The organism is Candidatus Nitrosopumilus koreensis AR1 (genome assembly GCF_000299365.1).
Taxonomy (GTDB): Archaea; Thermoproteota; Nitrososphaeria; order Nitrososphaerales; family Nitrosopumilaceae; genus Nitrosopumilus; species Nitrosopumilus koreensis.
Genome location: NC_018655.1, coordinates 832,869 through 857,691, shown reverse-complemented (window position 1 = coordinate 857,691; position 24,823 = coordinate 832,869). Strand labels below are relative to the sequence as shown.

General features: G+C 33.0%; 38 protein-coding genes. 13 read left to right on the top strand and 25 right to left on the bottom strand.

Features of this window, described 5'->3' with window-relative positions; translation table 11 throughout:
* Positions 1 to 173 precede the first annotated feature (173 nt).
* The gene (locus NKOR_RS05140; protein ID WP_016939923.1) at positions 174 to 1,037 is read left to right on the top strand and encodes an NAD(+)/NADH kinase; all 864 of its coding nucleotides are present in this window, start codon (positions 174 to 176) and stop codon (positions 1,035 to 1,037) included.
* Between the two features lie 4 nt (positions 1,038 to 1,041).
* Here the strand turns inward: NKOR_RS05140 and pyrG are convergent, their stop codons facing one another.
* Entirely contained in the window at positions 1,042 to 2,643 is a 1,602-nt protein-coding gene (gene pyrG, locus NKOR_RS05135) for a glutamine hydrolyzing CTP synthase (RefSeq protein ID WP_016939397.1), read from the bottom strand.
* Between the two features lie 81 nt (positions 2,644 to 2,724).
* Between pyrG and NKOR_RS05130 the strand changes: the two genes are divergently transcribed.
* Genes NKOR_RS05130 through NKOR_RS05120 form a run of 3 tightly spaced genes read left to right on the top strand, consistent with a single transcriptional unit; the run spans position 2,725 to position 4,508 of the window.
* The gene (locus NKOR_RS05130; RefSeq protein WP_014963305.1) at positions 2,725 to 3,564 is read left to right on the top strand and encodes a PEFG-CTERM sorting domain-containing protein; all 840 of its coding nucleotides are present in this window, start codon (positions 2,725 to 2,727) and stop codon (positions 3,562 to 3,564) included.
* A gap of 40 nt (positions 3,565 to 3,604) precedes the next feature.
* The gene (locus NKOR_RS05125; protein ID WP_016939396.1) at positions 3,605 to 3,784 is read left to right on the top strand and encodes a hypothetical protein; all 180 of its coding nucleotides are present in this window, start codon (positions 3,605 to 3,607) and stop codon (positions 3,782 to 3,784) included.
* Positions 3,785 to 3,821: 37 nt separating this feature from the next.
* The gene (locus NKOR_RS05120) at positions 3,822 to 4,508 is read left to right on the top strand and encodes a hypothetical protein (protein ID WP_014963304.1); all 687 of its coding nucleotides are present in this window, start codon (positions 3,822 to 3,824) and stop codon (positions 4,506 to 4,508) included.
* Positions 4,509 to 5,023: 515 nt separating this feature from the next.
* On the opposite strand, the gene trpA is transcribed toward NKOR_RS05120, so the two are convergent.
* The 6 genes from trpA to NKOR_RS05090 are packed head-to-tail and all read right to left on the bottom strand — an operon-like array spanning position 5,024 to position 10,767.
* Positions 5,024 to 5,842: a tryptophan synthase subunit alpha gene (gene trpA / locus NKOR_RS05115; protein ID WP_014963303.1), complete on the bottom strand. Its 819-nt coding sequence runs from the start codon at positions 5,840 to 5,842 to the stop codon at positions 5,024 to 5,026.
* On the bottom strand, positions 5,829 to 7,016 hold the full coding sequence (trpB, locus tag NKOR_RS05110) for a tryptophan synthase subunit beta (RefSeq protein WP_014963302.1): 1,188 nt from the start codon (positions 7,014 to 7,016) through the stop codon (positions 5,829 to 5,831). Before trpB ends, trpA begins: the two co-directional genes overlap by 14 nt.
* Positions 7,013 to 7,789, bottom strand: coding sequence for an indole-3-glycerol phosphate synthase TrpC (locus NKOR_RS05105; protein ID WP_014963301.1), 777 nt, complete (start codon positions 7,787 to 7,789; stop codon positions 7,013 to 7,015). The genes trpB and NKOR_RS05105 overlap by 4 nt, the downstream gene beginning before the upstream one ends.
* Positions 7,782 to 8,828, bottom strand: a complete 1,047-nt coding sequence (trpD, locus tag NKOR_RS05100; protein ID WP_014963300.1) for an anthranilate phosphoribosyltransferase — start codon at positions 8,826 to 8,828, stop codon at positions 7,782 to 7,784. Before trpD ends, NKOR_RS05105 begins: the two co-directional genes overlap by 8 nt.
* Entirely contained in the window at positions 8,825 to 9,421 is a 597-nt protein-coding gene (locus NKOR_RS05095; protein WP_014963299.1) for an anthranilate synthase component II, read from the bottom strand. The genes trpD and NKOR_RS05095 overlap by 4 nt, the downstream gene beginning before the upstream one ends.
* Positions 9,418 to 10,767, bottom strand: coding sequence for an anthranilate synthase component I family protein (locus NKOR_RS05090; RefSeq protein WP_014963298.1), 1,350 nt, complete (start codon positions 10,765 to 10,767; stop codon positions 9,418 to 9,420). The genes NKOR_RS05095 and NKOR_RS05090 overlap by 4 nt, the downstream gene beginning before the upstream one ends.
* A 105-nt stretch (positions 10,768 to 10,872) precedes the next feature.
* Between NKOR_RS05090 and NKOR_RS05085 the strand changes: the two genes are divergently transcribed.
* Positions 10,873 to 11,106 (top strand): hypothetical protein, encoded by a 234-nt coding sequence (locus tag NKOR_RS05085; protein ID WP_049800834.1) that lies wholly within the window; start codon positions 10,873 to 10,875, stop codon positions 11,104 to 11,106.
* Between the two features lie 21 nt (positions 11,107 to 11,127).
* On the opposite strand, the gene NKOR_RS05080 is transcribed toward NKOR_RS05085, so the two are convergent.
* From NKOR_RS05080 to NKOR_RS05070, 3 genes are all read right to left on the bottom strand, one after another.
* The gene (locus tag NKOR_RS05080; protein WP_014963297.1) at positions 11,128 to 11,460 is read right to left on the bottom strand and encodes a hypothetical protein; all 333 of its coding nucleotides are present in this window, start codon (positions 11,458 to 11,460) and stop codon (positions 11,128 to 11,130) included.
* Positions 11,461 to 11,473: 13 nt separating this feature from the next.
* The gene (locus tag NKOR_RS05075) at positions 11,474 to 11,692 is read right to left on the bottom strand and encodes a hypothetical protein (RefSeq protein ID WP_016939921.1); all 219 of its coding nucleotides are present in this window, start codon (positions 11,690 to 11,692) and stop codon (positions 11,474 to 11,476) included.
* A gap of 219 nt (positions 11,693 to 11,911) precedes the next feature.
* Positions 11,912 to 12,109 (bottom strand): hypothetical protein, encoded by a 198-nt coding sequence (locus tag NKOR_RS05070; protein WP_014963295.1) that lies wholly within the window; start codon positions 12,107 to 12,109, stop codon positions 11,912 to 11,914.
* A 53-nt stretch (positions 12,110 to 12,162) separates the two neighbouring features.
* Here NKOR_RS05070 and NKOR_RS05065 point away from each other — a divergent pair, with 53 nt between their 5' ends.
* Together NKOR_RS05065 and NKOR_RS05060 are read left to right on the top strand one after the other, a co-directional pair.
* A complete protein-coding gene (locus tag NKOR_RS05065; RefSeq protein ID WP_014963294.1) occupies positions 12,163 to 12,564 on the top strand; it encodes a hypothetical protein in 402 nt (133 codons plus the stop codon).
* A gap of 35 nt (positions 12,565 to 12,599) precedes the next feature.
* On the top strand, positions 12,600 to 13,271 hold the full coding sequence (locus NKOR_RS05060) for a PD-(D/E)XK nuclease family protein (RefSeq protein ID WP_016939393.1): 672 nt from the start codon (positions 12,600 to 12,602) through the stop codon (positions 13,269 to 13,271).
* Positions 13,272 to 13,345: 74 nt separating this feature from the next.
* On the opposite strand, the gene NKOR_RS05055 is transcribed toward NKOR_RS05060, so the two are convergent.
* Together NKOR_RS05055 and NKOR_RS05050 are read right to left on the bottom strand one after the other, a co-directional pair.
* Complete coding sequence (locus NKOR_RS05055; RefSeq protein WP_014963292.1) at positions 13,346 to 13,540, bottom strand: hypothetical protein; 195 nt, start codon at positions 13,538 to 13,540, stop codon at positions 13,346 to 13,348.
* A 169-nt stretch (positions 13,541 to 13,709) separates the two neighbouring features.
* Positions 13,710 to 14,009 (bottom strand): hypothetical protein, encoded by a 300-nt coding sequence (locus NKOR_RS05050; protein ID WP_014963291.1) that lies wholly within the window; start codon positions 14,007 to 14,009, stop codon positions 13,710 to 13,712.
* Positions 14,010 to 14,115: 106 nt separating this feature from the next.
* On the opposite strand from NKOR_RS05050, the gene NKOR_RS05045 reads away from it, so the two are divergent.
* A complete protein-coding gene (locus NKOR_RS05045) occupies positions 14,116 to 14,529 on the top strand; it encodes a hypothetical protein (RefSeq protein WP_014963290.1) in 414 nt (137 codons plus the stop codon).
* 89 nt (positions 14,530 to 14,618) lie between these two features.
* On the opposite strand, the gene NKOR_RS05040 is transcribed toward NKOR_RS05045, so the two are convergent.
* The 3 genes from NKOR_RS05040 to NKOR_RS05030 form a co-directional block, all read right to left on the bottom strand.
* Positions 14,619 to 15,092 (bottom strand): hypothetical protein, encoded by a 474-nt coding sequence (locus NKOR_RS05040; RefSeq protein WP_014963289.1) that lies wholly within the window; start codon positions 15,090 to 15,092, stop codon positions 14,619 to 14,621.
* Between the two features lie 42 nt (positions 15,093 to 15,134).
* On the bottom strand, positions 15,135 to 15,344 hold the full coding sequence (locus tag NKOR_RS05035) for a hypothetical protein (RefSeq protein WP_014963288.1): 210 nt from the start codon (positions 15,342 to 15,344) through the stop codon (positions 15,135 to 15,137).
* Between the two features lie 303 nt (positions 15,345 to 15,647).
* On the bottom strand, positions 15,648 to 15,998 hold the full coding sequence (locus NKOR_RS05030; RefSeq protein WP_014963287.1) for a hypothetical protein: 351 nt from the start codon (positions 15,996 to 15,998) through the stop codon (positions 15,648 to 15,650).
* A gap of 72 nt (positions 15,999 to 16,070) precedes the next feature.
* Between NKOR_RS05030 and NKOR_RS05025 the strand changes: the two genes are divergently transcribed.
* Positions 16,071 to 16,304 carry a hypothetical protein gene (locus tag NKOR_RS05025; RefSeq protein ID WP_014963286.1) on the top strand — a complete coding sequence of 78 codons (234 nt, stop codon included), beginning with the start codon at positions 16,071 to 16,073 and terminating at the stop codon, positions 16,302 to 16,304.
* 132 nt (positions 16,305 to 16,436) lie between these two features.
* On the opposite strand, the gene NKOR_RS05020 is transcribed toward NKOR_RS05025, so the two are convergent.
* The 7 genes from NKOR_RS05020 to NKOR_RS04995 all read right to left on the bottom strand — a co-directional run bounded on the left by NKOR_RS05020 (position 16,437) and on the right by NKOR_RS04995 (position 20,060).
* The gene (locus NKOR_RS05020) at positions 16,437 to 16,829 is read right to left on the bottom strand and encodes a hypothetical protein (RefSeq protein ID WP_014963285.1); all 393 of its coding nucleotides are present in this window, start codon (positions 16,827 to 16,829) and stop codon (positions 16,437 to 16,439) included.
* Between the two features lie 25 nt (positions 16,830 to 16,854).
* The gene (locus NKOR_RS10020; RefSeq protein ID WP_016939389.1) at positions 16,855 to 17,025 is read right to left on the bottom strand and encodes a hypothetical protein; all 171 of its coding nucleotides are present in this window, start codon (positions 17,023 to 17,025) and stop codon (positions 16,855 to 16,857) included.
* Positions 17,026 to 17,388: 363 nt separating this feature from the next.
* Complete coding sequence (locus NKOR_RS05015; RefSeq protein ID WP_014963284.1) at positions 17,389 to 17,856, bottom strand: hypothetical protein; 468 nt, start codon at positions 17,854 to 17,856, stop codon at positions 17,389 to 17,391.
* Positions 17,857 to 17,927: 71 nt separating this feature from the next.
* Complete coding sequence (locus tag NKOR_RS05010) at positions 17,928 to 18,161, bottom strand: hypothetical protein (RefSeq protein WP_014963283.1); 234 nt, start codon at positions 18,159 to 18,161, stop codon at positions 17,928 to 17,930.
* A 692-nt stretch (positions 18,162 to 18,853) separates the two neighbouring features.
* Entirely contained in the window at positions 18,854 to 19,189 is a 336-nt protein-coding gene (locus NKOR_RS05005; RefSeq protein WP_014963282.1) for a hypothetical protein, read from the bottom strand.
* Positions 19,190 to 19,225: 36 nt separating this feature from the next.
* Entirely contained in the window at positions 19,226 to 19,816 is a 591-nt protein-coding gene (locus tag NKOR_RS05000; protein ID WP_014963281.1) for a hypothetical protein, read from the bottom strand.
* Between the two features lie 40 nt (positions 19,817 to 19,856).
* Positions 19,857 to 20,060 (bottom strand): hypothetical protein, encoded by a 204-nt coding sequence (locus NKOR_RS04995; protein WP_014963280.1) that lies wholly within the window; start codon positions 20,058 to 20,060, stop codon positions 19,857 to 19,859.
* A 57-nt stretch (positions 20,061 to 20,117) separates the two neighbouring features.
* On the opposite strand from NKOR_RS04995, the gene NKOR_RS04990 reads away from it, so the two are divergent.
* From NKOR_RS04990 to NKOR_RS04980, 3 genes are all read left to right on the top strand, one after another.
* The gene (locus NKOR_RS04990; RefSeq protein ID WP_014963279.1) at positions 20,118 to 20,369 is read left to right on the top strand and encodes a hypothetical protein; all 252 of its coding nucleotides are present in this window, start codon (positions 20,118 to 20,120) and stop codon (positions 20,367 to 20,369) included.
* Positions 20,370 to 21,023: 654 nt separating this feature from the next.
* On the top strand, positions 21,024 to 21,218 hold the full coding sequence (locus tag NKOR_RS10335; RefSeq protein WP_232202967.1) for a hypothetical protein: 195 nt from the start codon (positions 21,024 to 21,026) through the stop codon (positions 21,216 to 21,218).
* Between the two features lie 41 nt (positions 21,219 to 21,259).
* Entirely contained in the window at positions 21,260 to 21,799 is a 540-nt protein-coding gene (locus tag NKOR_RS04980; protein WP_014963277.1) for a hypothetical protein, read from the top strand.
* Between the two features lie 27 nt (positions 21,800 to 21,826).
* Here NKOR_RS04980 and NKOR_RS04975 read toward each other — a convergent pair whose 3' ends face one another.
* The 3 genes from NKOR_RS04975 to NKOR_RS04965 all read right to left on the bottom strand — a co-directional run bounded on the left by NKOR_RS04975 (position 21,827) and on the right by NKOR_RS04965 (position 23,029).
* Positions 21,827 to 22,093: a hypothetical protein gene (locus NKOR_RS04975; RefSeq protein ID WP_014963276.1), complete on the bottom strand. Its 267-nt coding sequence runs from the start codon at positions 22,091 to 22,093 to the stop codon at positions 21,827 to 21,829.
* Between the two features lie 310 nt (positions 22,094 to 22,403).
* Positions 22,404 to 22,649 carry a hypothetical protein gene (locus NKOR_RS04970; protein WP_014963275.1) on the bottom strand — a complete coding sequence of 82 codons (246 nt, stop codon included), beginning with the start codon at positions 22,647 to 22,649 and terminating at the stop codon, positions 22,404 to 22,406.
* Positions 22,650 to 22,711: 62 nt separating this feature from the next.
* On the bottom strand, positions 22,712 to 23,029 hold the full coding sequence (locus NKOR_RS04965) for a GIY-YIG nuclease family protein (RefSeq protein WP_014963274.1): 318 nt from the start codon (positions 23,027 to 23,029) through the stop codon (positions 22,712 to 22,714).
* Positions 23,030 to 23,125: 96 nt separating this feature from the next.
* Between NKOR_RS04965 and NKOR_RS04960 the strand changes: the two genes are divergently transcribed.
* Positions 23,126 to 24,808, top strand: a complete 1,683-nt coding sequence (locus NKOR_RS04960) for a helicase C-terminal domain-containing protein (RefSeq protein ID WP_232202978.1) — start codon at positions 23,126 to 23,128, stop codon at positions 24,806 to 24,808.
* Positions 24,809 to 24,823: the final 15 nt, after the last annotated feature.

The window sequence follows — 24,823 nt, the reverse complement described above, 5'->3', positions numbered from 1 at the left end:
TCATTATTCTTTTATTGAAGCCAATCAACTCTTTACTCTATGCAAATAGGCATCTATGGGTCTGGTACTACAAGTAATTCAGCTAAGACTGTAAAAAAATACTTGATGATGCTGGCATCAAATCTTTTGCCATTACAAAATCAAAGAGTAAACCTGCTGATTGCATTATTGTTTTGGGCGGCGATAAGGGGGTTCGAAACTACTTTCATCGCACATTTGATTCGACATTGCCTATTTTGGGAATCAGTGAAGGTGAATCAAGTGGATTTTTGGCACAAATTGATCTAAAAGAATTTTCGTCTTATGTCAATATTCTCAAAAAACAAAAGTACACTGTTGAAGAAGTTCCTCGACTTGGTGTGAAAATTGATGGAAAAAATGTTTACCCTGTACTTAATGACGTTGCAGTTTTTTCATCTAGAAGTGCAATGTTGATGGAGCATACTTTACGTGTTAATGGGGAAGAAGTCTGGCACGATAACAGTGATGGCATAATTGTATCTACGCCTATTGGCTCTTCAGCTTATTCCATGTCTGCAGGCGGTCCTGTTTTATTTCAGGATTCTGCAGTGTTTGAAATAATTTCTGTAAACTCCCTTGATGTTACAAGACGACCAATCATAGTATCTAATGACAGCTCTATTGAAATTGATGATATTTCTGCTAGGTTACACTGTGAAGTAGTTCTTGATGGTTTGGATAGATACAAGGTTAGCAAGACTGTTGAGTGCACTCAATTTTTTCCACCTGCAAAAATAATCCGTCTAAAAAGAAATTCTACTGCAATTTCTGCCCTTGCAAAAAAGGTACATCTGGCAGAAGAATTACTTAGCATGCCTCCAAGCTCAAAGTTACTATTAAAGACATTAGAATATGAAGGTGCACTGACACAAAAAGACTTGGCAAACAAGACACTTCTCCCAGATAGAACTGTTAGACTTGCACTAAGTCATTTACTCAAAAAAGGATATGTGAAAAAGAAAGTCTCAATCAGAGATGCTAGGCAAAAAATCTATGAAATCTCTAAAATAGAATAATTGATTACTTTTCAGATGCTGCTTTGATAAAAGCTGAAAATACTTCTTCAGGAAATCCTGGTCTGCTATTGAACTCAGGATGAAATTGTACCCCTATGTAGAATTTGTGATTAGGAATCTCTAACATCTCCATTCTTTTGCCGTTATCACTGTCTGCTGAAAATATCAACCCATTTTTCTCAAATTCTGGAATATAGTCTTTGTTGATCTCATATCTGTGTCTATGACGTTTACTGATTGTTGTCTGACCATAGATTTTTTGAGCATTTGTGTTTTCTTTGATTATGACGTCATTGGCCCCTAATCTCAAAGAACCTCCCATATCTGAGATGTCTTTTTGTTCTGGTAGCAAATCTACTATTGGATTTTTTGTATCCGGTTTGATTTCAGTAGAATTTGCATCTTCTAATTTCAAAACATTTCTTCCAAATGCTATTGCGGCTAATTGGAATCCAAAACAAATGCCAAGATATGGTATGTTGTTTTCACGTGCATAGTTTGCAGTTTGAATAATTCCTTCAGAACCTCTAGCACCAAATCCTCCTGGGACTAGGATTCCATCATAATTTGATAAAATAGAATAATCTGTAATTGATTCTGAATCAATCCAATCTATGTCTACTGATTTCCCAATTTGTGCACTTGCATGTTTTAATGCATGATTTACGCTAACATAACTATCTGTTAGTGTCACGTATTTTCCCACCATTACAATCTTTACTTTTTGGTCTTCATGATTTACCATGTTTTGTGCAATTTTATTCCACTTGTCCCAGTTTGCTGATGCGTTGACCATACCTACTATTCCAAATTTTGTAAATATGGAATCCATGATTCCTTGATCATAGAGCATTTGTGGTACTTCAAAAATTGATTTTGCATCATGACACGATAGAACATCTTTGGCAGTTACATTTGTAAACATTGCAATTTTCTTTTTAGTTTTTTCTTCTAATGGTAAAGTACATCTAACTGCCAAAAAATCTGGTTGAATACCAATTCTTCTTAATTCTTGTGCACTGTGTTGAGTTGGTTTTGTTTTTTGTTCTCCTACCACATCCAGTGAGGGAGCTAATGTTACATGTACAAAGATCACACCTTGGGGCCCTTCTTCTACCCTCATCTGTCTTAATGCTTCTAGAAATGGTAATGATTCAATATCTCCTACAGTGCCTCCACATTCAACAATTAAGAAATCTAGTTTTTCATCTTCAGCAATTTTTCTAATCCTGTTTTTGATCTCATCAGTTACATGTGGGATAATTTGAACACATGCTCCCAAATATTCTCCTTTTCTTTCTGCCTCTATTACTGAGGAGTAAACTTGGGCAGTTGTAATGTTGTGACTTTTTGGAATGTCTTGATTTAGGAATCTCTCATAGTTTCCTATGTCCATATCGCATTCCCCTCCGTCATCTGTGACAAACACCTCTCCGTGGGCTACTGGATTCATGGTTCCTGCGTCATAATTCAGATATGGGTCTATTTTGATACATGATACTTTTTGGTCTGCTAACTGTAGTAATTTTGCAATCGAGGAAGTTGTTACGCCTTTTCCAAGGCCAGACATCACACCACCTGTGACAAAAATAAACTTCGTCTGCACATTAATGAAACGAGTATCTGGTTTTTGTATGTTTTGTCGATCATGGTGTGGTTGAAATACAACCAATTAGATTAAACATTCATGAAACTTGCATTTGCCGTATTACCTTTACTTGCAGTATTGGTAACTGGCACTGGTTTTGCTTTTGCTGAAAGTTATGAAATAAAAATTCCTTCAGGTGCATCTGATGAGAATTTTCCTTATTTTTGGTCTCAAAAAGATACCGGTGTAACTACTGGTGAGATTACTGTTTTTCCAGGCGATTCAGTAACATGGTCTAATGCTGATACTGCATTTCACACTGTAACGTCTGTTTCTGCATCAAGTATTGAAACAGGTGATTTTGAAGAAGACGGGTTATTTGATAGTGGATTTTTCTCTCCTGGAAAGGCTTACACACAACAATTTAACAAACTAGGTGATTTTTACTATTATTGCAGCATCCATCCTTGGATGAATGGTGTGGTTCATGTCATAAATGATCCTGGCAGTGTTAAATCAATAGATGGCGTTGCATCAGGTTTTAGTGATGACGGGCTTGGTTTTGAAGTAAAATACTTTTTAGATGTCTATTTGTCAAATGCTGTCCATGTTAACCCTGATGAAAGAACATTGACATTTACAATTTCTGGCAATACCAATAATGAACAAATCGTACTAACTTTGCCCAATGGATTAATTGAAAATCCTATATCTGTCTGGATTGATGGAAAAATGACAGAATTTGAATCTGATTCAAGCATAAGCGGTAACACTGTTACTCGACTGACAATCCCTTTGGAACCTCACTCTAGAGAAATTAAAATTATGGGGTCTTATGTGATTCCTGAGTTTGAAAGCATTGCTTTGCTAATTCTTGCAGTCTCTATAGTCTCAACCATAATTTTATCAAAAAAGACTAGTTTGATTGCTATGAGATAAGGGCCTGTTTTTACAATAACCCTCTCTTTTAGGCTCAATTATGCCAACATATCTGGTGAGAGAGATTCGCCTCAAACTAAACGATGATGATTATTTTGGATTTCTAAGTATTGCAACCGATGATAATTTAACAATAGAAGAAAAACTAAAACAAATCATCAATTACCATCTGATCGTTTATCGAAATAAACAGAAACTAAAAAATGAACGTTTGATGTAAATCAAAAACTTAAGTTCGTACAAAATTCATACATTCTGTGACACATAACGCTGATCCCAACTACAAGGCTACAATGGTCATCCTCAATGACATTGAAAAAAAAGGCCTATGTCATTTTAATTATGAATATTATGATGAAAAATTCTTTCTGAATTTCATTAATTTTGAAAGAATATTTTCACGTTCATTTTCTGAAATTATACGAAAACTGGATGACTTTGAAATAAAACATGATGAAGTGATATTTTTTGCAGTGTATTCTATGTTATGTTACATTAATTCACACATTAAAGTATTTGAAAAATTTTTAAAAATTATTGTTGATTTTGCACAACTAAAAGGTGGTTTTGATGAAAACACAACACTAAGTCAAATGCTCAAAAAGACTTGTAACAAAATGCAATACAACCCAAAACTAAAAAATGCAATTAGGGGTTTGTTTTTGGCTGATTTTGCAGATGCTGTTGTGTATCAAAAATATCTTATTTTAAAAGACGGGCATTTGCTAATTCATCCCAACGATGCAAATAAGAAAAAACAAATCTCCATAGACGGTCTATATGATAATTCATTACAAGTTAAGGCAATATTTGGTGCAATGATGGATTGGGCAGACGCTACAGACAAACCAAAAGAAAACAAGACTGATGAAATTGGTACCATTGTAAAAAACCTGATGACCCAGGTCAACGCTTTGGATGAAAAACTGACTAAAATTTCTTAATTGTTGGATTGGATTAGATCAAATCTTTTCTTTATGGTGTTGTAAGTTTTGAACAACCTTTCTCTTATGCCTAAATATCCATCAAGTCCTATGACTGATTCAGATTGTAATCATTATTGGTCCAAAAATGGGTCATTTTTCTGCATTCATTGTGGTCAGGATATTCAAAAAATAAACTAGTTTTGATTATGGTTTTGATTAGATTCTATCAATATGCTTAAGTTACCTGATTACGTGTGTATTTTATGGGATTTAGGAAAACTCTTGCAAAATTCTGTGTTATGAAAAAAGTGAGAGATAAGGCAAATGAGCCAGATGAATCTGATGAAAAATAACTTTATTTCCAAAACTATACAGCTGTAAAAAAAAATCTTGATTTTTGAACAACTTTTAGTTTTTGATAACACGAATTTTTTATTTTTCTTTTATTATAATATGGTGAGAACATCTAGTAGGTGGTCATAACTGAAATCGAGTTTCCCCTCAATGCCAGTTTGTAAACTTGGCCACCTTACTTAGACGGTTCTTATTTTTTTCTGCAATGTTTGTCTTTTCAGAGATCTTGTAAATGATTCTATTTTAGACTCTAATTTGCTTTGAGGTGTCTTTTCAATTAATTTCAAATATGCACTTCCGACAATTACTCCGTCAGCTCCTGCGTTGATGTATTTCTTTACGTCTTCTGGAGTCGATACCCCAAAACCAACTCCTATTGGAATCTTTCCTTTGGTTTGTTTTTTGACATTTTTGATTGCCTTTATTGTATAATTTTTAATTCCTGTTTTTACTCCGGTGGTTCCATACACTGCAACTAGATACAAGAAACCTGATGATGCTTTTACAATTTTTTGAATTCTTGTTTTACTGGTATTGGGTGATATCAGAAATATGGTATCTGCAATATTTTTAGCAGCTTGAAGATATTCTTTTGACTCTTCTACTGACATGTCTGGAAGAATGAATCCGTCAATCCCTGCCTTTTTTGCATCTGTGATGAATTTTGAATACCCTCTATGGTATAGGATGTTGGTATATGTCATCAATACAAGTGGTATGTCTGTCTCTTTTCTGATTTTTTTCACTAGTGAAAAAAATTTGTTTATCTTCGTGCCTCCATCAAGAGATATGGTACTTGCATTTTGAATAACTGGACCATCTGCCAGTGGATCTGAGAAAGGAAATCCCAATTCTATGATGTCTACTCCTCCTTTTACCAATCCTCTTACAACCGATATGGTTGCTTTTTCATTTGGAAATCCTGCCATTATGTATGAAATCAAAGCTTTTTGCTTTTTTTCTTTTAACTCTGAAAATTTTTCTTCAATCTTTGACATTTTTACTCATATAGTTTTGTACTTCTTCTACGTCTTTGTCTCCTCTGCCTGAAAGTGTTACCACGATTGATTCGGATTTTTTGCTTTTTCTTGCAACTTTGATTGCTTCGGCAATTGCATGAGCTGATTCTAGTGCTGGAATGATTCCTTCTGTTCTAGTTAGCATCAAAAATGCATCAATTACCTCTGTATCAGTAGCTGAATGATATTTTACTCGTTTAGTGTCTTTAAAGTAAGAATGCTCAGGTCCTACACCTGGATAATCAAGTCCAGCTGAAATACTATGCGTTTCTGTAATCTGTCCTTCTTTGTTTTGAAGTAGATATGTCATCATTCCATGAAGTACACCTTTGCTTCCAGCAGATAATGTTGCAGAATGTTTTTTTGATTTTAATCCATGACCTGCAGCTTCTACTCCAATAATTTCTGCATTTGTATCTACTAGTGGGTAGAATGTTCCAATAGCATTTGAACCTCCACCAACACATGCTATTACACTGTCTGGTGTTTTGTTTAGTTTTTTCATTTGTAATTTTATTTCATTTCCAATTACACTTTGAAAATCTCTGACCATGACAGGATATGGGTGTGGTCCTACTGCCGAACCCAGTAGATAATACGTGGTTTCTACATTTGTAATCCAATCCCTAATTGCCTCATTGATTGCATCCTTGAGTGTTTTTGAGCCTGATTTGACTGGGTGGACCTTTGATCCAAGTAGATTCATTCGAAATACGTTTAGTTTTTGTCTGATAGTATCTTTGTATCCCATATACACTTCTGCCTTCATACCTAATGCTGCACATGCCATGGCAGTTGCAACTCCGTGTTGGCCTGCACCTGTCTCTGCAATGATTCTTTTTTTCTTCATTTTTTTTGCAAGAAGTGCTTGACCTAATGTGTTGTTTATTTTGTGAGCTCCTCCATGTAGAAGGTCTTCTCTTTTTAGATAGATTTTTGCGCCTCCGAGCTTCTCTGATAGATTTTTTGCATAGTAAAGTGGCGTTGGACGTCCTGCGTAAACTTTGAGATAATAGTCTAATTCCTTTTTGAAACTTTTATCATTTTTGAATTTTAGGTAATTTTCTTCTAATTCTTCAATTGCTGGAACTAGAGTTTCTGGAATGTATTTTCCACCAAATTCTCCGAACCTACCATTTTTTGGATATTTCAATACGCATTCACCAATTTTCTTACTTGTTCTTCAATGTTCTCACTTTTCATTATGCTTGATCCTATTAGAAATGCGTCTGCTCCACACTTTTTTAGATATTGTATGTCTTCAGGTGTGTCTATCCCGCTTTCAGATAAAATGGGTCTTGTTTTTTCAATTCCTGACAAGATGTCTTCAGTAGTCTTTAGATTGATTTCTAGTGTATCTAGATTTCTATTGTTAATTCCAATTAAGTCTGCTTGTGTTTTTAGGGCATTTTCAAATTCTTGTTTTGTATGTACTTCCAAAAGAATTTGCAGTCCTTGTTTGTGACCATATGCGATAAAATCATCAATGTCTTTTAGATACTTTTGATCAAACAATGATTGAATTACTAACATAAAGTCTGCTCCAATTTTTTTTGCGGCATCTATCTGAATTTTGTCAATCATGATGTCTTTCATTAACATTGGAACATCCACTGCTTGTCTTACTTTCATAAAATACTCGGGGGATCCATTAAACAAGTGTGGTTGCGTCAACACCGATAGTGCTTTTGAACCTCCTGCTATCATTTGGGATGCAATGCTTACAGGATCAGTGAGTGTGCGGATTTTACCTAGGGAAGGTGATGCAAATTTTATTTCTGTAATCAGAGGTGCATGTCCATTTGTCTTAATAATTTGAATAAAGTCTTTGTTTGATTTTTCCAAATTAGATTCTATTTCATAAACCCCATCATTAATTGCCATTTGTGAGTTGTTTACCAGTTTTCTAAGAATATTTTCAGCCATCTATAATCTCCTTTAACTTGGTAATGTCCCCTGTATCTTGTACAAATTTCTCTAATAGTGAGAATGCTTTACCATCTTTAATTGTGTTTAATGCAAGCTCCACTGCTTCTTCAAAATTACTTGAAATGTCTGCAACAATTAATCCTCCTGCTGCATTAAGTGCAGTTGTCTCGATCATTGCTTGATTTGCAGTATTGTTTAGAACATTCACAAACGACTTTATCGCATCTTCTTTGGTTTTGATTTGAATGTCTTTTAATGATGATTTGTGTAATCCTACAACTTCTGGATCAATTGCATTCATCAAAACTTTGCCATTTCTTAAAATGCATACTCTGTTAGTTGAACTGGTAGAAAATTCATCCATCCCATCATCTGAGCGTACTGTCATGATGTTTTCTGCACCTTTTCTCTTCAAGATTAGTGGTAATCTGTCTAGGTATTCTATTGAAAAAACTCCTACTAGTTGGTTTTTTACTCTAGCTGGATTGGATAATGGGCCAAGTAAATTAAATGCAGTTCGTTTTCCTAATTGTTTTCTTGCTGCAGAGACATGTTTCATTGCAGGATGAAATTTTTGTGCAAACATAAAACAGATGTTGTGTTTTTCTAAAATTTCTGCAATTTGAGGTGGTTCTAAATTTAAGTCATATCCAAAATACTCAAAAATATCTGCACTGCCAGATGCCCCTGAACTTGAACGATTCCCGTGTTTGGCAACAATTCCTCCCGCAGCAGCTACTACAAATGATGCTGTAGTTGATATGTTGAATGTCTGGAGCTTGTCTCCTCCTGTACCACACATGTCAATTATGGTTCCAGCATTTTTAGGCTCAATTTTTAATGAGAATTCCTGCATTTTGTCAAGCATTCCTAATAACTCGTCATCTGTTTCTCCTTTGTCTGCTAGATTGGATAGGAAATTTGCATTTTCAGAATTAGTTGTCTTTCCAGAAAGAACGTCTGTCATCACTTGGTTTATTTCGTCATACGTGAGGTCTGTCTTATTTTGAAGTTTCTCAATTAAATCTGAAATCATTTTTTCCTCTCCTTTACTTGATTGATAAAGTTTGCAAGGATTTTTTTCCCATCTTCTGTCATTATTGATTCGGGATGAAATTGCACTCCTTGAATTAGATAGTCTTTGTGCTCTATTGCCATAACTTCTCCGTCATCTAATGCAGTAGCTGTGACTTTTAGAACTTCTGGAATGATTGTTTTATCTCCAACAAGACTGTGATAACGTGTTGCTCTAAATGGATTTTTTACATCTTTGAATAATTTTGATTCAGTATGATCTACTGGACTTGTTTTTCCATGTCTTACACATCCTGCATTGGTCACTTTTCCTCCAAATGCGTCAATTATTCCTTGATGTCCAAGACACACTCCTAGTATGGGTGTGTTTGAACCCATATCTTTGATTACATCACTGCAGACCCCAAAGTATTTTTTATCTTCTGGAGTTCCTGGACCTGGAGAAATAATTATTGCATCATAATTTTTTTCTTGAATTTCATTTAGGGTGATCTTGTCATTTCTAATCACATCACAATCTACTCCTAGTTCTCCCAAGTATTGTGCTATGTTGTAAACAAACGAATCATAATTGTCTATGATTAAAAATTTCATGAGGATGCCTCCTTTAGTGCTTGTAGCATTGCCCCTGCTTTGTGCTCTGTTTCTTTGAACTCGTTTTCTGGAATTGAATCTGAAACAATTCCTGCACCTGATTGGACAAACCCTTTTCCGTCTTCAATGAAGATGCTTCTGATTGCAATTGCAAAATCACAACATCCATTGTATGAGAAATATCCTACTGCCCCTGCATATGGGCCTCTGGCCTCTGTTTCCAGTTCATCAATGATTTCCATGGCTCTCACTTTGGGTGCTCCTGACACTGTTCCTGCTGGAAACACTGCCTGAAATGCATCAAACATGTCATTTTCAGGTGCCAAATTGCCTACTACATGACTCACAATGTGTTGAACGTGACTGAATCTCTTTATCTCCATTAATGATTCTGGATGGACTGTTCCATATTTGCAAACTCTGCCGATATCATTTCTTCCCAAATCTACAAGCATTGTGTGTTCTGCTAATTCTTTTTCATCGTGGATTAATTCCTCTGCTAATTGCTTATTTTTCTCCTCATCGTCTGTGATTTTTCTAGTTCCTGCGATAGGAAATGTCTCTACTTTATCATTGGTAATCCTTACCAACATCTCTGGGGATGCGCCTATGATTGTTTTATTGTCTTGTTTCAGATGATACATGTATGGTGATGGATTTAGCTTTCGTAATGTTTTGTAAAGTGTAAGATTGTCTCCGTTAGTGTCAAATGCAAATTTGCGAGATAAAACCACTTGGAATATGTCTCCGTCATGGATGTATTCTTTTGCTTTGTTTACAATCTCTGAAAATTTTGATTCATCCATATTTGGTGTAACTTCACTTGAATGGAATTCTCCAAACTCGTCATTATTCATAATTAATTTGTCAAATCTGTTTTCGTCGTGAAAAAAATAAAACAATTTTTCATGTACATTATCATACAATAACCCATCATCATAAATTCCAAACTCCATTAATGGCTGAGGTGATTTGTGTCTGTCTGGAATATTTTCTACCATTCTGATTGCATCGTAATTTACGACTCCTACTGCTCCTCCAAGATATCTATAACTTTGATCATCTGAACTTCCAAGTAGTTTTTTTAGTTCTGAAAATGGGTCGTTAGTTTGTATTGTCTTGGTTTTTCCGTCTTGAATTATCTCGACCTTGTCTGAATACCCTTTTAGGATTATTTTGGGGTCAAACCCCATTACAGATGTCTCGGCAAGTACTTCTGGCCCTGTTAATGATTCAAAGAGAAATGAATGAGAATAATTTCTTGAAATTTTATTGTAAATTTGAAATTGGTTTTCAGATAAATCTAGGGGTATTATTTTTGCTTGAGTCTTTCCAAAGGCGTCCACCCATAGACACAATTTTGCTGGTTTATTATTTAAATTGTAAAGTAGGCAGAGGTCTGACATTTTTTGTCTAAATTGGCTCTCTACTAGGCACAATGCTATTACCGTATGGTACGGTACCTTTATAGCATAGTTGATCGTAGTATAGTTGTCATGCAGGGGGTAAATCGAGCAATTATGCAAGACATGCAAGTTCTCAAAAAACGAAATATTTCAACTTCAGTAAGTAAAGTAGAATGTTATGTTTGTGGTAAAGGATTAGAAGATGGCCATTCTATTACTGCAAAAACATTGTCAAATGGAATCGTTCTATTTTGCGATGTACATTATTCATTACAGTAAACTCCTAATTTTTTTCTTTTTTTATATTCCATATTTTTTACGATGAGCATTTTGCCATCTTGTGGCAATATCCATTTCTTCTTTAGTGATATCATTAATTTCTAAAGGATATTCTGGTAAAATTCCATATTTTATCAATATTTTACGATATTTTCTATAATATGCTTCAATTTCACCTAACAGTAATTTCACTAATCCTTGGATTTTTTTGGCTTCTTCATCCATTTCCATATCTCGTAATTTGTTTACTTTTTTTTGAGTAATTTTCATTTGTTTGAATCTTCGATTATATTCTGCAAGTATTCTTAATTCTAAATTCTCTTCAATTGATTTTGAATCCTTTTTAAATTTCATAATTCTTTATTCACTATCTTGACTCTATTTTTTTAATCTCTTCTTTAATTTTCTTAATGTTATCTGTCCAGATTTTTACCATTTTTCTCTGATTTTCAATCTCTTTTGAATTATCTGAATTTTTAATCTCCTCTAATCTTTCTATTTCATGAATATGTTTTTTCAAATTATACTCGGCTGATTTTAGCTTCTTTTTTTGAAAATCTAAAACTTTTTTTGAAATGAAATTCAATGAGATTTGTTTCAAGTCATTCCATAAATAATTAGGTGTTTTTATAAAAATTCATTTTTTGAGCCTATCTTTCATGTTTTTTACCCCACTTGTGCTCGATTTGGAGATGATCCTCTAATTTCCTAGGCGTTGTCATGACAACATTGCAAATAAGACATCTATAACTCAAGAAGATTATTACTTTGATTTTAGTTTAAAATCTGAGGTTATTATGAAAACTCATTCTTCATCTATTGCATTGTTGTACTCGTCTACTTTTTTGTTATCTTCTTCAATCTCTTTGTTTTCTGTGTCTACGTCTTCAAATAGTTCAGGATTGTCTTCTTGCGCTTTTTTCATCAATTTTCCAAATGTTTCAGGATCCTCTCTTTGCAACTCTAGTAAGATTTTTCCAATTGAGTCATCTAGATTACTCATGTGTGTTATGAAAAATCGTGATACTTAACAATACTGAAATTCTTTCATAAAACATGCCTCTAGATAAAATGGCAAATCCTGAAGATTTTGTCCCAACTCACAAATCTGTTGTATTGCACATTCAAGGAACTCCTGTTGCCTGTATAATTGATCCTCAAAATAATTATGATGATGTGAATGATGATCCCTCTCTCCGCGCCAGTCTTACAGGATTTTTAAACAAAGATGATGAATTTGGTCTTTTAATGGGCTTTCAATTAAAAATAAAGACTGATGAACAATTTCTTCAATTCACTGTATATCCTAATGAAGAACTAATTGAAACCTTGATCTTTGATGAACGACTTTTCATTATTAATGAAAAAATGGATCCGCTTTTTTCATTGAAAATCAATACGGATCAATTTGTAAAAACTAAATCCGAATTTGACAAATTCCAAAAAATGATTGAATGACTTAGTATTAAATTACTAGTGCTCTGAAATCAATTATGCCTAATTTTGCTCAGATGCTGAAAATAAGGGAACCTACACTACTTGATAGAGAAGATGGCCACTGGTATCAAACAAAATTTGACAAAATTTACCCTTCAATAAGCACAATTTTGTCTGCCACTGCTTCTGATGAAAAGAAAAACGGGTTATCTGCTTGGAGGGAAAATGAACCTGCCCATGAATACATCACAGCACAGTCTCAACACATTGGAACACAATCTCACAAAATTATTGAAGATTATTTGGCTCGGAATCTAAACCTGGAAGAATTTGACTTGCTTCCTATTGCACACTTTCACAATCTAAAGCCTTTCTTAGAAAATATTTCAGATGTTACCTGTATTGAACAACGAATGTATTCTGATAATCTAAAAGTTGCAGGAACAAGTGATCTTATTGCAAAATATAATGGCGAATTATCAATTATCGATTATAAAACAAAAAGAAAACCTCAAGTTGATGAATACATGTATGAGTATTATTTACAGACTACATGTTATACTCAAATGTTTCATGAGGTTACAGGACAAAAGATTAACCAAGTGGTGATTCTTGTGAGTAGTGAAAAGAATACTAGACAGGAATTTATCAAAAAATGTGATGACTATATCCAACCAATGCATGAGCGAATAGAAAAATACTATCTAAATAATGAAGTGATGCCATGAAATCATGGGTTCCTCCCACAATTTTGATAATTATTTTATCTGGGGTTTTAATTTACATGTCTCTTGGAAAATAACTATTCTCTTGCGCATGCACATTTCACATAGGCCACTTTGAATTCTCCTTCACTCTTTATGTTGTGAGACATGGGCCTTCTGCAATGCTGGCACTCTGTGAATCCATGATACTCCTCAACTGGAACCACTTTGTATTGCCATGATTTTGTTTCTTCATCCCAATAAACAGAATTGATCTCAGTAGGATTATCCATGAGTATATCTTTCAAAAACAATATTTGAGAATTTCTAGTATTTTTCTATATAGAATTATGAAATATGAGGAATTTGGTATCATCGAATGTTATGATGATTATGCTTTTGATGATTCGTTTATTCTAATTTTTACTAGTTGACTTCTTGAATTTGGACTAATCTGATTGATTATTTTCTAGGTCTTTTACGAGGATTTTTTTCGTAATATTTCTCGACATTATCATTCCATTCTTTATTTTCTGGTAAGCGTGAACGAGGATGTGGTCTTTTACCTTTTTTTGATAAAAGATCACTATTCTCTTCATAGAATCTGTCTATTTCGGAAATTAACAAATCCAAAAATTTTGATGCATCTCTTGCTTCCTGACTCTTAGGATCTCTATGTGTCATTATTGATTTTACAAGTGTGTCTATCCTAGCAGTTTTAATTTTGTACTCATAGCGAACTCTGTTATCAAATGTGATCATTAGGTCTTGTGATGTATTGTACTAGTGTATATTCATTTCATTTGGATTATTTTTACTCTTGATTTCCCACCTGCTAGTTTAAATCTCTAAAAAAACTAAATCTAGTATGCCTGAATCTCAAACTGATAATTTTGAATTGTTTGAAAAAATAAGTAAAAAATATTTTGTGGAACTTGAACAAAATGTGCCTCATATTCAACAAACATTGTTTGATTTGCAAAATGAATATTACAAAGTCTGGAAAAATTATGTGAATTCTAATATTTTACTTCAAAAAGAATTCTCAACACGTTCTGGTTTTGGCCCTAAATTCTCTGATGATGTAAAAGAAATTATTGAAAATATGTCTGATGAAACAATAAAGTTTCGTTCAATATTTCATAAAATTGCAATTGCTAATATTGAACATGGAAAAAGTTATGCAAAAACCCTAAATGATAATGCATACACCTTTGCTGATCTAAATAAAAAAATAATGAAATATTGGATTTCTGTATTGTCTCCATACTCAAATAATTGATATGAAAAAATCTACAATTGGCGTAATATTGATTGGTGTTTCAATAGCTGTTTTTTATGGTATTATGGTGATGTTGTGGCGTCTCTAGGCTAGATTTTTGATAATATCTTCTTTTTAGTCTCTTGGAATTCTTTTGCAGTGATTAATCCCTGCTTTTTGAGTTCTCCTAGTTTTTCTAATTCTTCAAGATGTTTTTGAGTTGAAGTTTTGAGTTTTGTTTTTAAACTTGCTTTTTTCTTTGATATTGCTTGGCTTATTTCAAACCCTTTCTTTTTTGCGTGTTTGATAATTTCATCTGATTTTTGTTTGGTTATGTCATCTACAAGTCTGTGATTTTTTGCCATTTTGCCCAATTCTTGTGTTTTTTTATGAGCTAGTTTACTTTGATATTTCAAATCTTTGATTATCTCGTTTTTTGTTTTTTTCTTGAATCTACGTGTGTATTCTTCGATAACTAGCACTGGAAATGGGCTATATTCTACATCTAGATAATATTTGATAACTGTGTCATCTGGCAACTTTTTGAGATATTCTTTAATTGATTTTTCTGATTTAAATTTCACAAATTTGTTTTGAATTGTTCTCTTAAAAAGATTGATTGAAGGTTATGTTGTGAACCTATTTTCCTGATATTCTTCATCATACGTTTTTTTTATTTTATTTTTATTAACGAATTCTTCTAGAATTTTTTCTATCTCCTCTTCTGAAATATCAAATCTTCTATGAATATGTCTTGTTGCAGTTGTCTCATTAATTTCTGATCTGTTTTTGATAAATTCAATAATTATTTCTTTAATGTTGACACTGTCATTCATAATTATGTCTAGCACGAATATTATTTTAAAATTAGCATGACCTAATTAGTCTGTTCTAATTTTGCTATAACTTAAATTCACTTTTGAAAAAAATACCTTCATGAAGGATGATTGTTGTAGAAAATGTGGTGAACAGTTACAGGTTTACAAAAAATGCAGTGTTTGTTCCAAGCCTAACCAATTTACTTGTGGAAAACTTGGTCACATCACAGATGAAGAAATTCACTCACAATGTATCATTCGTAGGAATAGCGCAACTCTTTCAAATTAGACTCTAGATTGTTTCTAAAATTATAACGTCACTTATTCATTCCAAATTGACTGTGATTTTAACCAGGCAATCAAATCCTTGTACAGCTTGCTTTTACTCATGTTTAGAATGCCGATTTCAAGATTAGTAGACGATTTTACTGTCTTGGTATAGTTTTCATACTTTGCAAAAATGATTTTATCAAGGTACATCTCGTTTTGCATCTCTTTTTTTGCCAGTTCTTCAGATTCTGTCATGGCAAAACTTGCAAACAATACTCCATCAACCCAATATGCGTTGGCTGATTCTAGTGAAGACATCATTCCAATAAGATCGTCTAAATCCAATTTGATCATGTCTCGAACATAGATTTTGTCATATGGTTTGTGGATAAATTCTGTCATATGGTGAATCTTTTCTATAGTTTTATGAGTATTTGGAAATTTTATAACTGGTTTTTAACAAATTAATTCATCATGACTGAAACTTCTGATCAATCTGAACATGATTTGTTTGTAACAGAATTTCCCAAACAAGGATATGGAATAGTTGACTATCTTCAAGGACGAGTCCATTTTGCGCTCCTTGATCAAATGAAACTCATGCATACTTCGGGTATGACCCAAGAGCAAATTAAAGAAACAATTCTGTCTCGTGTGACTGAAATCATTGAAAATTTTGAGCCTGAAAAAGAATTAAAAAGTTCTTGATTCCATTTTGGCAGAATCTGCCATGATGATTTTGTGGCATTTACAATAACAATTAGTATGTGGCATATCATTGTCCATTCTATATTGACATTCTTTGGTGTGTTCTATTGTTGACAATTTATTTTTCTTTGATTATTCTTTAGTTGGGTCGCGACTAAGTATGTTTAGAACATGTTCGACAATTTGTTTTTCTCCTCCTTCATGAAGATCTGTCCTTACTGTATCTGAACCCATGCTGACAAAGATTAGATTGTTTTCTCCTAGCGGAAACGTCATTCTTGTAATCTTCTCAAATGCAGCTATTGCATACAACCCATTTCCAATTTTTGGCTTGAGCTGTTTCCTTCCTTTCCATGCTTGTGCTGCTCTTTTTAGAGATGCTTCTGTTTCTTCTTGTGACAGATAATTTGTTATGCCTTCTCTGTGACTTGTAGAAAGTATGTTTCCTTCAGTATCTGTGATTATACTGTGTCTGATGTTTACATCCGAATCCATTATTCTCTTTAAGAGATTTTCAAAATTCATACAGTAATATACGTCAAAATATTACTTAAGCAATTCTAAAATTATGATATTTTTTGTATTCAAAATATTCTTGTATCTCGTTGTTGAGTTTTTTTATCAAATCTTCATCTGCAAAATCTGATTTTTTTAGCAAATCCCATGTCTCTTCAATTCCTTGTTTTAAGACAAATAGTGTTCTTTTATCATCGCAGTGCATGTTCTCAATTCGTGATTATTGAATTTATGTTTACAATAATTAAAAAATAAACCCTTAGATTTTTCTAATGTGTATCGTTGGCGTTTTTTGTTTTTTTACACAGCAGTATGAACTACATACGAATTCAGGCATGTTCTTCATCAGACATTAACCATGAAAGACCAATTGCTTCTTCCCATGATGAATTGTAATTGTTATTTTTCATGATTAAATATGGTAAATTTTCTATTTAACAAGAATGAACGATTCATCAGTATCAAAAATATGAACAAATCAGTAGTTATTCTTTATATGAAATTCAGATGATATCTTTTACCCGACCATAAATGGTATGATTCAAAATTTTTTGAATCCTACCATTTTTCAATCTTCTATGTTTGACATTTTTTCATAATAGTATTCTTGTTTTTTCAAGTCCTTTTCACTAATTATTCTAAATTTTCTAATTGGGATAAGCTTCGAAATTTCTTCATACGTTGATATGTCTATAGCGTCTGCTGCAAAAGCAATTTGTAAAAGTGGGGCTCTTTCTTCAATAATGGGCTTTACTTGATTATATCCGCTGCTTTGCCTCATTCCTGTTCTAAATAATCCAATATGCTTGTCACTTTTTGAAACTTGGGGATCTTGATAACAACAAATTGCAAATTCGTCTTCTTCTTTTTCAATAATTGTCATTCTAGTAAATTTTTCACTCCAATTTTCAATATTTTTTGAAATTTCAAGAGCTTCATCTTTATCTTCGAAAACAATTGTGACAACTATTCTATCTTTTTCGTGAGCCCATGAAATTCCGTAAAAATTTTTTCTCCAATCAATCTCAAATGACATAGAATTCTTAAAAAAATCTCACATTAATGCTTTCTAATATTTACATGACTTTTCCATGAAAAAAATAATGACTAGCAATCTTTGTCACATTCACATTTTCTGCTTGTAAACAGATTTTTGAATGCTTCAAATCTAGACTGGGTTATTGTTGGTTTTGTTCTTCCAACAATTTTGAATAATTTGATCCCTGTCTCAGAGCTAGTTCCTTTTAGTGCCCATGATCCATTTTTCATAAGATATGGTTGTGGGTCTTTCATAGACACTTTTTTTCGTGCCTTGATATCATATGCCTCTATTACTGACATGTGCCTTAATTACCAAATCCCTATTACTAATCACAAGTTAATTTTTTCGCAGTATATAGCTGAAAAAAAAATTTCAAAATAAAGAGAATTAGGGTGTGATACTTAGTGATGAAATCTCACATTCACACGCTTCTCTTTTTCCACAATAGGGACAATTGCAGTCACAATATAGTAATGCATTCCCGCATGTTGTACACTTTGTGTATTCTGCAAAATCATCTCTCATAGTACTATATGCTGCTCAAAATTGATAAATTGTCTGTCTGATATTGTGTACATTAGCTTTAATTTTGATTTTTTTTTAAACAAATGTTTGATTATCCCCTGTTGGTTCTTTTATATCTCAACCACATAGTTATGTTGACGCCTTCGATTAGTGGTCTAGGCATGCTATAAACGACCACTATTCCAAGACGTTGTCAATCTCTTTTCTTCAACAATGCCTCTTGTGGCGATTTATCTTTGTTAGATTCCCAATGCCAATTATGGTGTTTTTTCCAATGCCTTTCTAGCTCTTCTGTTGTTGGTTCTTTTCCCAAAGGAGTCCCGCATAATTTACACTGTATCATTTTTCTTAATCTCTTGTTTTTTCTTTTTTAGTTTTATTATGGGATGACATTGTGCAGGCAAATTTTCATCCTCCATGAAATTTCAGATTAATTCTTGAAAATAAGTATTTGTTTAAATAATTTTTATGATGTTTTTGATTTTTTCTTTTTAAAATTGTTTGATTTTTGTCTTTTTCTTTTTTGTTCTGAATTCATTATGCTATACATTTGACCTGCTTTGCATAACTTCATTTCTCCTGAAAATTCATCATGTATGGATTCTATTTTCCCACTTGCTAATAATTCTCCTACAATATCCCATGCTTTGCCTTCAGACATCTCAAATTTGTATGGAATTGTTGTGACCTTTGTAAAAAACCCATTTTCTGAATTTCTTAAAATAAATCTTTCAACCTTTTGTTCGGTAGTTAACGAAGGTCCTTTTTTTGTAAATTTCCTAAACGGTCTTCTTTGAGACATGGTTTAATCAATGAATGATCTGGTATTTTAGCTGAATCATTTTGCATTTATTGTATCTGGATCATTATTTCCAGGCAGGTATTTGTCTCCCAAAATACCTTTCATCTTCTCATCGAACTCCTCTTGAAGTCTTGTTAAGTATATCTCTGCTTCATTTTCATCTTGTGGTATGCCTGTGTCTTGTTCATAATTAAAACCGGTCGCTAAATGATAAAATTCTTCAAAAAATTCCTTACAATCAATCACATCTGCATCTGAATCAATCGATGAGACAAAACATTCATTCTCAATTCTAAAATTAAGGCAAATCTCTTCTTCAATCATCACATCTGCCATTACTGCCATGAGATAAGGCACATACTTTTCATCAATTTTTCTTTCATTCACATTTGAAATCCATAATTCCTCACCATCAATCATATGATCAAATGTTCTTACTATTGTGTCTCGTATTTCTGAATTGAGAAAGGATGATTTTGACTTCCACAATGAGTCATCGTAATTTTGAGGTTTGACATACATTGCATCAAATCTCAAATCTTCGTTTAATTGATCAAATTCCCATATCTGTTTATTAGTCCACATTGGAGAAAATTTTTCAATTAATGATTTTGTTGTTTGATTCAATGCCGTTTTTTGATTTTTCTACTGTTTAATCCTATCTGAATTATTGGATTCCTGATTTTAGATATTCGATGGTACATTCTGCAAGTTCTTTGTCTAAGTGTTTCTTTATATCGTGTTTACAATTAGGACAAATTCCCTCTTGTTTTTCAGTGAACTCATCTCCTACTTGTTTCATACAACATTCCATTAACTCAGATGTTGAATGTGATTCCATTGCAAGTTTGCATGTGGGACATTCAGTCATACTTCATTAAATTATTGATTACTAATAAATTATATTTGATTTTGGAAATTGTTTTTCATGAACCGCCAAAAATTTCAAGATACAATAAAATGTATTTGTAATGAGTCTGTTCATTTTGAAATCATTGATGAAATTGAATGTGATTGGGGAATTCATGCAGTTATACAATGCCCTAAATGCCAAGAGTTATTTTCAATTGATAATTCATGTCCTGCATTTCACGATATTATGGATTTGGAAAAAAATAATTTTGAACTGTTTTCTAAGCAAGAAAAATTTGATTATGCATCTAATTCTCATCCTAACTAATTTAGGCCACAGAAAAAAGTTGATAATCAATGCCGTGATGCGTTAGTGCGATTATCAACAATCCAGCTATAACTGTGGCAATGTTTTGTATGTAAAAATAACAATAAAATAAAAAAACGAAACAAAAATTGATTTGTATTATTAAAAAAACTAATCAAACTTAACTAAATAAAATTATGAATCCTACTGCTAATGCAACTATGGATATGCCCATGCATACATAGAATCTATTATTCATATTAGTGGTTAAAATTCTCTAAAATTAATAGTTTGGATTTGGAAAGCAAGCAAGTTTGATATCTTTATGCATCGACTCTTTGGGAGTTACGGCCGATATCAAACAGGCAATCATCTTGCTTCCAATATTTGTAATGCTTTGTATTCAAAAAAATTCTTAAAATAAAACATGTCTTGTATTTTGATCAAAATGGGTTGATCTTATTCACTTGTAAATTTGAGCCTGAGAATCCCTTTTGATGTGTGTTCAAAAAAAACATACACTTTCTTTTAGTCTAAAATGTCCTTGAAATATTGAGTCATCCGTTTGACGGCGTTCCTACGTTTGCCTTAACCGACCATTCCCTAGATTCATTAGCCGTCAAACACACTCTTTTAACAAAAAATTTTTCAATTCTAAAATCCAACGATGTTTGTTTGTTAATTACGTGTAAAGGTATTCAGAAAAACAATCATCGTGAGAAATGTTCTTTTCTTTATGATGGGGATTGGGGGGATTCTGAGTTGATAGAACACCAAAAATTTCATGAATCTCAAAACCAAACTTGGTTAGGATTTGACACATCTCAATCCATTGGAAAATTTAGTGGGCGTGATGGAAAGAGTTCATAATCACAATCTAATTATTCTAAAATTCATAAATTATCTTTAAGATGGTAAGTGAAAACGAGATTCTGTCTTGGTCTAAGGATTATTCTCTACAATGGTCTGATTTTAAAGCAGAACATAATCCTGCAACTTATGAAGATTCTCATAGTGTGATAAAATATGGGTTTACTTGGGTAGTTGATTCTGAAAAAGTAGGTGATGATGTATTGTTTTTCATAAAAAATATTCAGATCTCTGTTGAGTTTTGTCCTTTGTTGTCTTCTGTTAGAGTTTCAAATGCAAACGATCAGTTGCTAAAACATGAACAAGGGCATTTTGATTTGGCAGAACTGGTTAGACGTCAAAACATTTCAAGTTTACAAATGAAATTTGAAGGAAAGAAATTTCCTACCCGAGGGAAAAATGAGGAGCAAAGAAAACAATTTGCAAAGGAAGACTCTGGAAAAATGATTTCCCTTGAAGTTGAAAAAATACAAAAAATCTTGGATAAAAGAATTCAAGAGTATGATGAAACAACTGACTTTGGAAATAATCTGGAAAAACAGTCTGAATATGATTTACATTTTCAACAATTGAAACTCTAAATTATGAGGCTATATTTTACTAAATGCTTAGTGATGGTTTTCAAAAATTTTGTTTTCTTGAATTGAATTTATGTAATTTACCAAACTTCGGTAGTATTTTAAATGAAAATCTAAATCTCTAATCTCTGTTTGTTTTAACTCTTCTAACTCTGGACCAAAATCTCTTTTGTCTGATTGGATTTGGTTCATAGTGTTTTCGTTGACTTCTATCATGTGAAATAGGCTGTGAAGTACTTCTTCTTTGGTTAATGTTCTGTCGCATGATTTTCTTAATAATGTCTCAACCCAATCCATATTTTTTGAAAACCAAGTTGTTATATCACCACCTGAATGTGATTATTTCTTACCTTTACTCTATTTTTTTTAATTGAGCCTAAAATTACTTTTTTTGTGCTTTCTTTTTTCTATCTAGTATTTCCTTATTCCTTTCTATGTCTGAATGCACTTCGACATGATCATACAGTGCCTCTTTCGTATCAAAAATTTGTTCACAGTAATAGCATTGATGCATTGTTAATTTACTGCATTCTTAGATTAATTGTTTTCTCCAATGCATGGCTGATTTGTTCGTGTGTTAAATTGAAAATAAAAAGAATCTAGTGGATTAACCACTAGACTGATATGCTGCTCTCACTTCAGCTGCCCTGTCACCGAATGGGTCTTCATGCCATTGTTCTTTGTTCAATTGAACCATTCCTGTTTCAGATGCAAAAGCGCCTTGTTCTGCAGCTGGTGCTAGTACTGCGTCATCTCTAAGATAATTCGCTTGATTATCGTGTGCATAGACCATTATTCCGGCCATTGCAGCTACTCCGATTGCAATACCTGCATAAATCATCGCGTTTCCCATGTTGGGATATTCATATTTTTCTATTAATCCAGTAGGTCTTCAGTGCAATGCAGTGAAGAAATTTAGGGTGTTTCTACTTTGATTTCAGAATTACATGTGGGCAATTCATTTGTTTCATTTTTGAATTGCTCCATTATTTGCAATTGTAGCTCTTTTGGATTATCTGAAAATACTCTTTGGTAAAAATGTGTTTTCTGTTTACATTCGTTATTTTCAAAATCTGTATCTACATATGTTGTAAATGTTTTTTCCAAGTTGCTTGTTTCTCCAATGTATATTGGATACTTACTTCTATTGTATAGGACATATACTCCTGGGCTTGGTTTGACAAATTTTGCACTTTCCAACCAAACTCTCATCTTGTCTTCTAATAATTCCATGATCTATGTTGTATTTACTAGATATTAAACTAGTTTACAATGATTTTGATATTACAAGAACCTTCATGCTTTTAATATAAAGGAAAATTATGGTTAATCCTGCCTCTTTTAGAAAAATTTCCTCAGCAATTTGTCCCCCGAAATATTCAAAAAGAAATACTGTCTGACATTGAAGAGCGGTTCAATTCAGGATATAAAAAAATCATTTTATGTGCGCCTACTGGGGTTGGAAAGTCTCTGGTTGGGGCAACCATCTCAAAGTATTTTGACAGTTCATTTACAGTGACTGCATCAAAACATTTGCAAGATCAATACATCAAGGACATTCCTTTTCTTAAACCTGTAAAAGGTAAACAAAACTTCCCTTGCCTGAAACTGATGTCTGCTGAAAAAGTGGATAACTCCAGAAGAGCAATGAGATGGGGATTAACTTGTGAGAAGGGAGAATGTCAGGAAAGGACCAGTAAAAATGGCAAAGAAGTAGTTGAGATTTGTAAATTCAAACCTACTATAAAACAGGTCGAGGAGAATACTCAGGATTCTAACTCTTGCCATTACTATCTTCAAAAATATGATGCTTTGGTCTCAAAACACTCTCTTTGGAATTATCATGCTTTTTTCCAAATTATGAAATTTAACAAGAAATTATTTGAAGATTATCTGGATAGGAAAGTGTCTGTTTTTGATGAGGCACATAAAATTGAAGATCAGATTATTCAATTTGTAGGATTTGATATCTTCAGTGGGCAAGTAGATGAATGCAATCTTAGCACTGACAAATATGATTTCACAGATTTGGATTCTATGGTAAACTTGACTGATGATATTGCATATTCTTATGCAAAAAAAATCAAAGACCTCAAAGAGAGTCCTGCATTTGAAAATAACCCTGATTATGAATTGCTCTCAAGATTGGAGAGACGTTACGACCGAGCAGCACAGGCAAAAATTGACATTACCTCTGACAAAGATAACTTTGTTGTCAGTGATCCTGTTCGTGATTTGAATGGAAACTTTAGAACAATATCTGTAAAACCTATTGATGTTTCAAAATTCACAAATACGTTTTTTGAAACAGAATACCAAATTTTCATGTCTGCTACAATTGATAAACAAAGTTTCTGTGAGAATATGGGATTGGACCAAGACAACATTGCATTTGTTGATACTCCCAAGTCTCCTTTTCCAATTGAACATAGAACCATTGATTTGCTAAATATTAGAAGATTAAGCTACGGTTCAACTGAAGAAGATGAATTAGAAGTAATCAAAACAATTGATCGAATTTTAGATGAACATTCTAATGAACGTGGACTAATTCTTACATCTTCTATTCCTAGATGTCAAAAAATCCTAAGATATCTCTCTCCAAAAAATACAAAAAGAATTCGTATTTGTCATAGTAAAAACAAAGATGGAAAAACTCAAGATGAGGTTATCTCTGAACATGCATCTGATCCTACTGGAGTCTTGCTTTCTTCTTCTCTTTGGGAAGGTGTTGATCTAAAAGATGACCTTTCTCGTTTCCAGATTATTGCAAAGGTTCCTTATCCTAACTACAAAGAAAAACGAACTAGGGCTAAGATGGATAAATTCCCTCTTTGGTACACTTCTCAAACGCTTACAAAATTACTTCAGGGATTTGGGCGTTCTATACGTAGTGAGGATGATTGGGCTAAAACCTATGTGCTTGATGCTGCTGCAAATAACGTCTTTTTCAAGGCACAACGGATGATTCCAAAATCGTACCATGATGTCTTAGGCATTGAAAACCTGTAGTAGATAACAGTAATT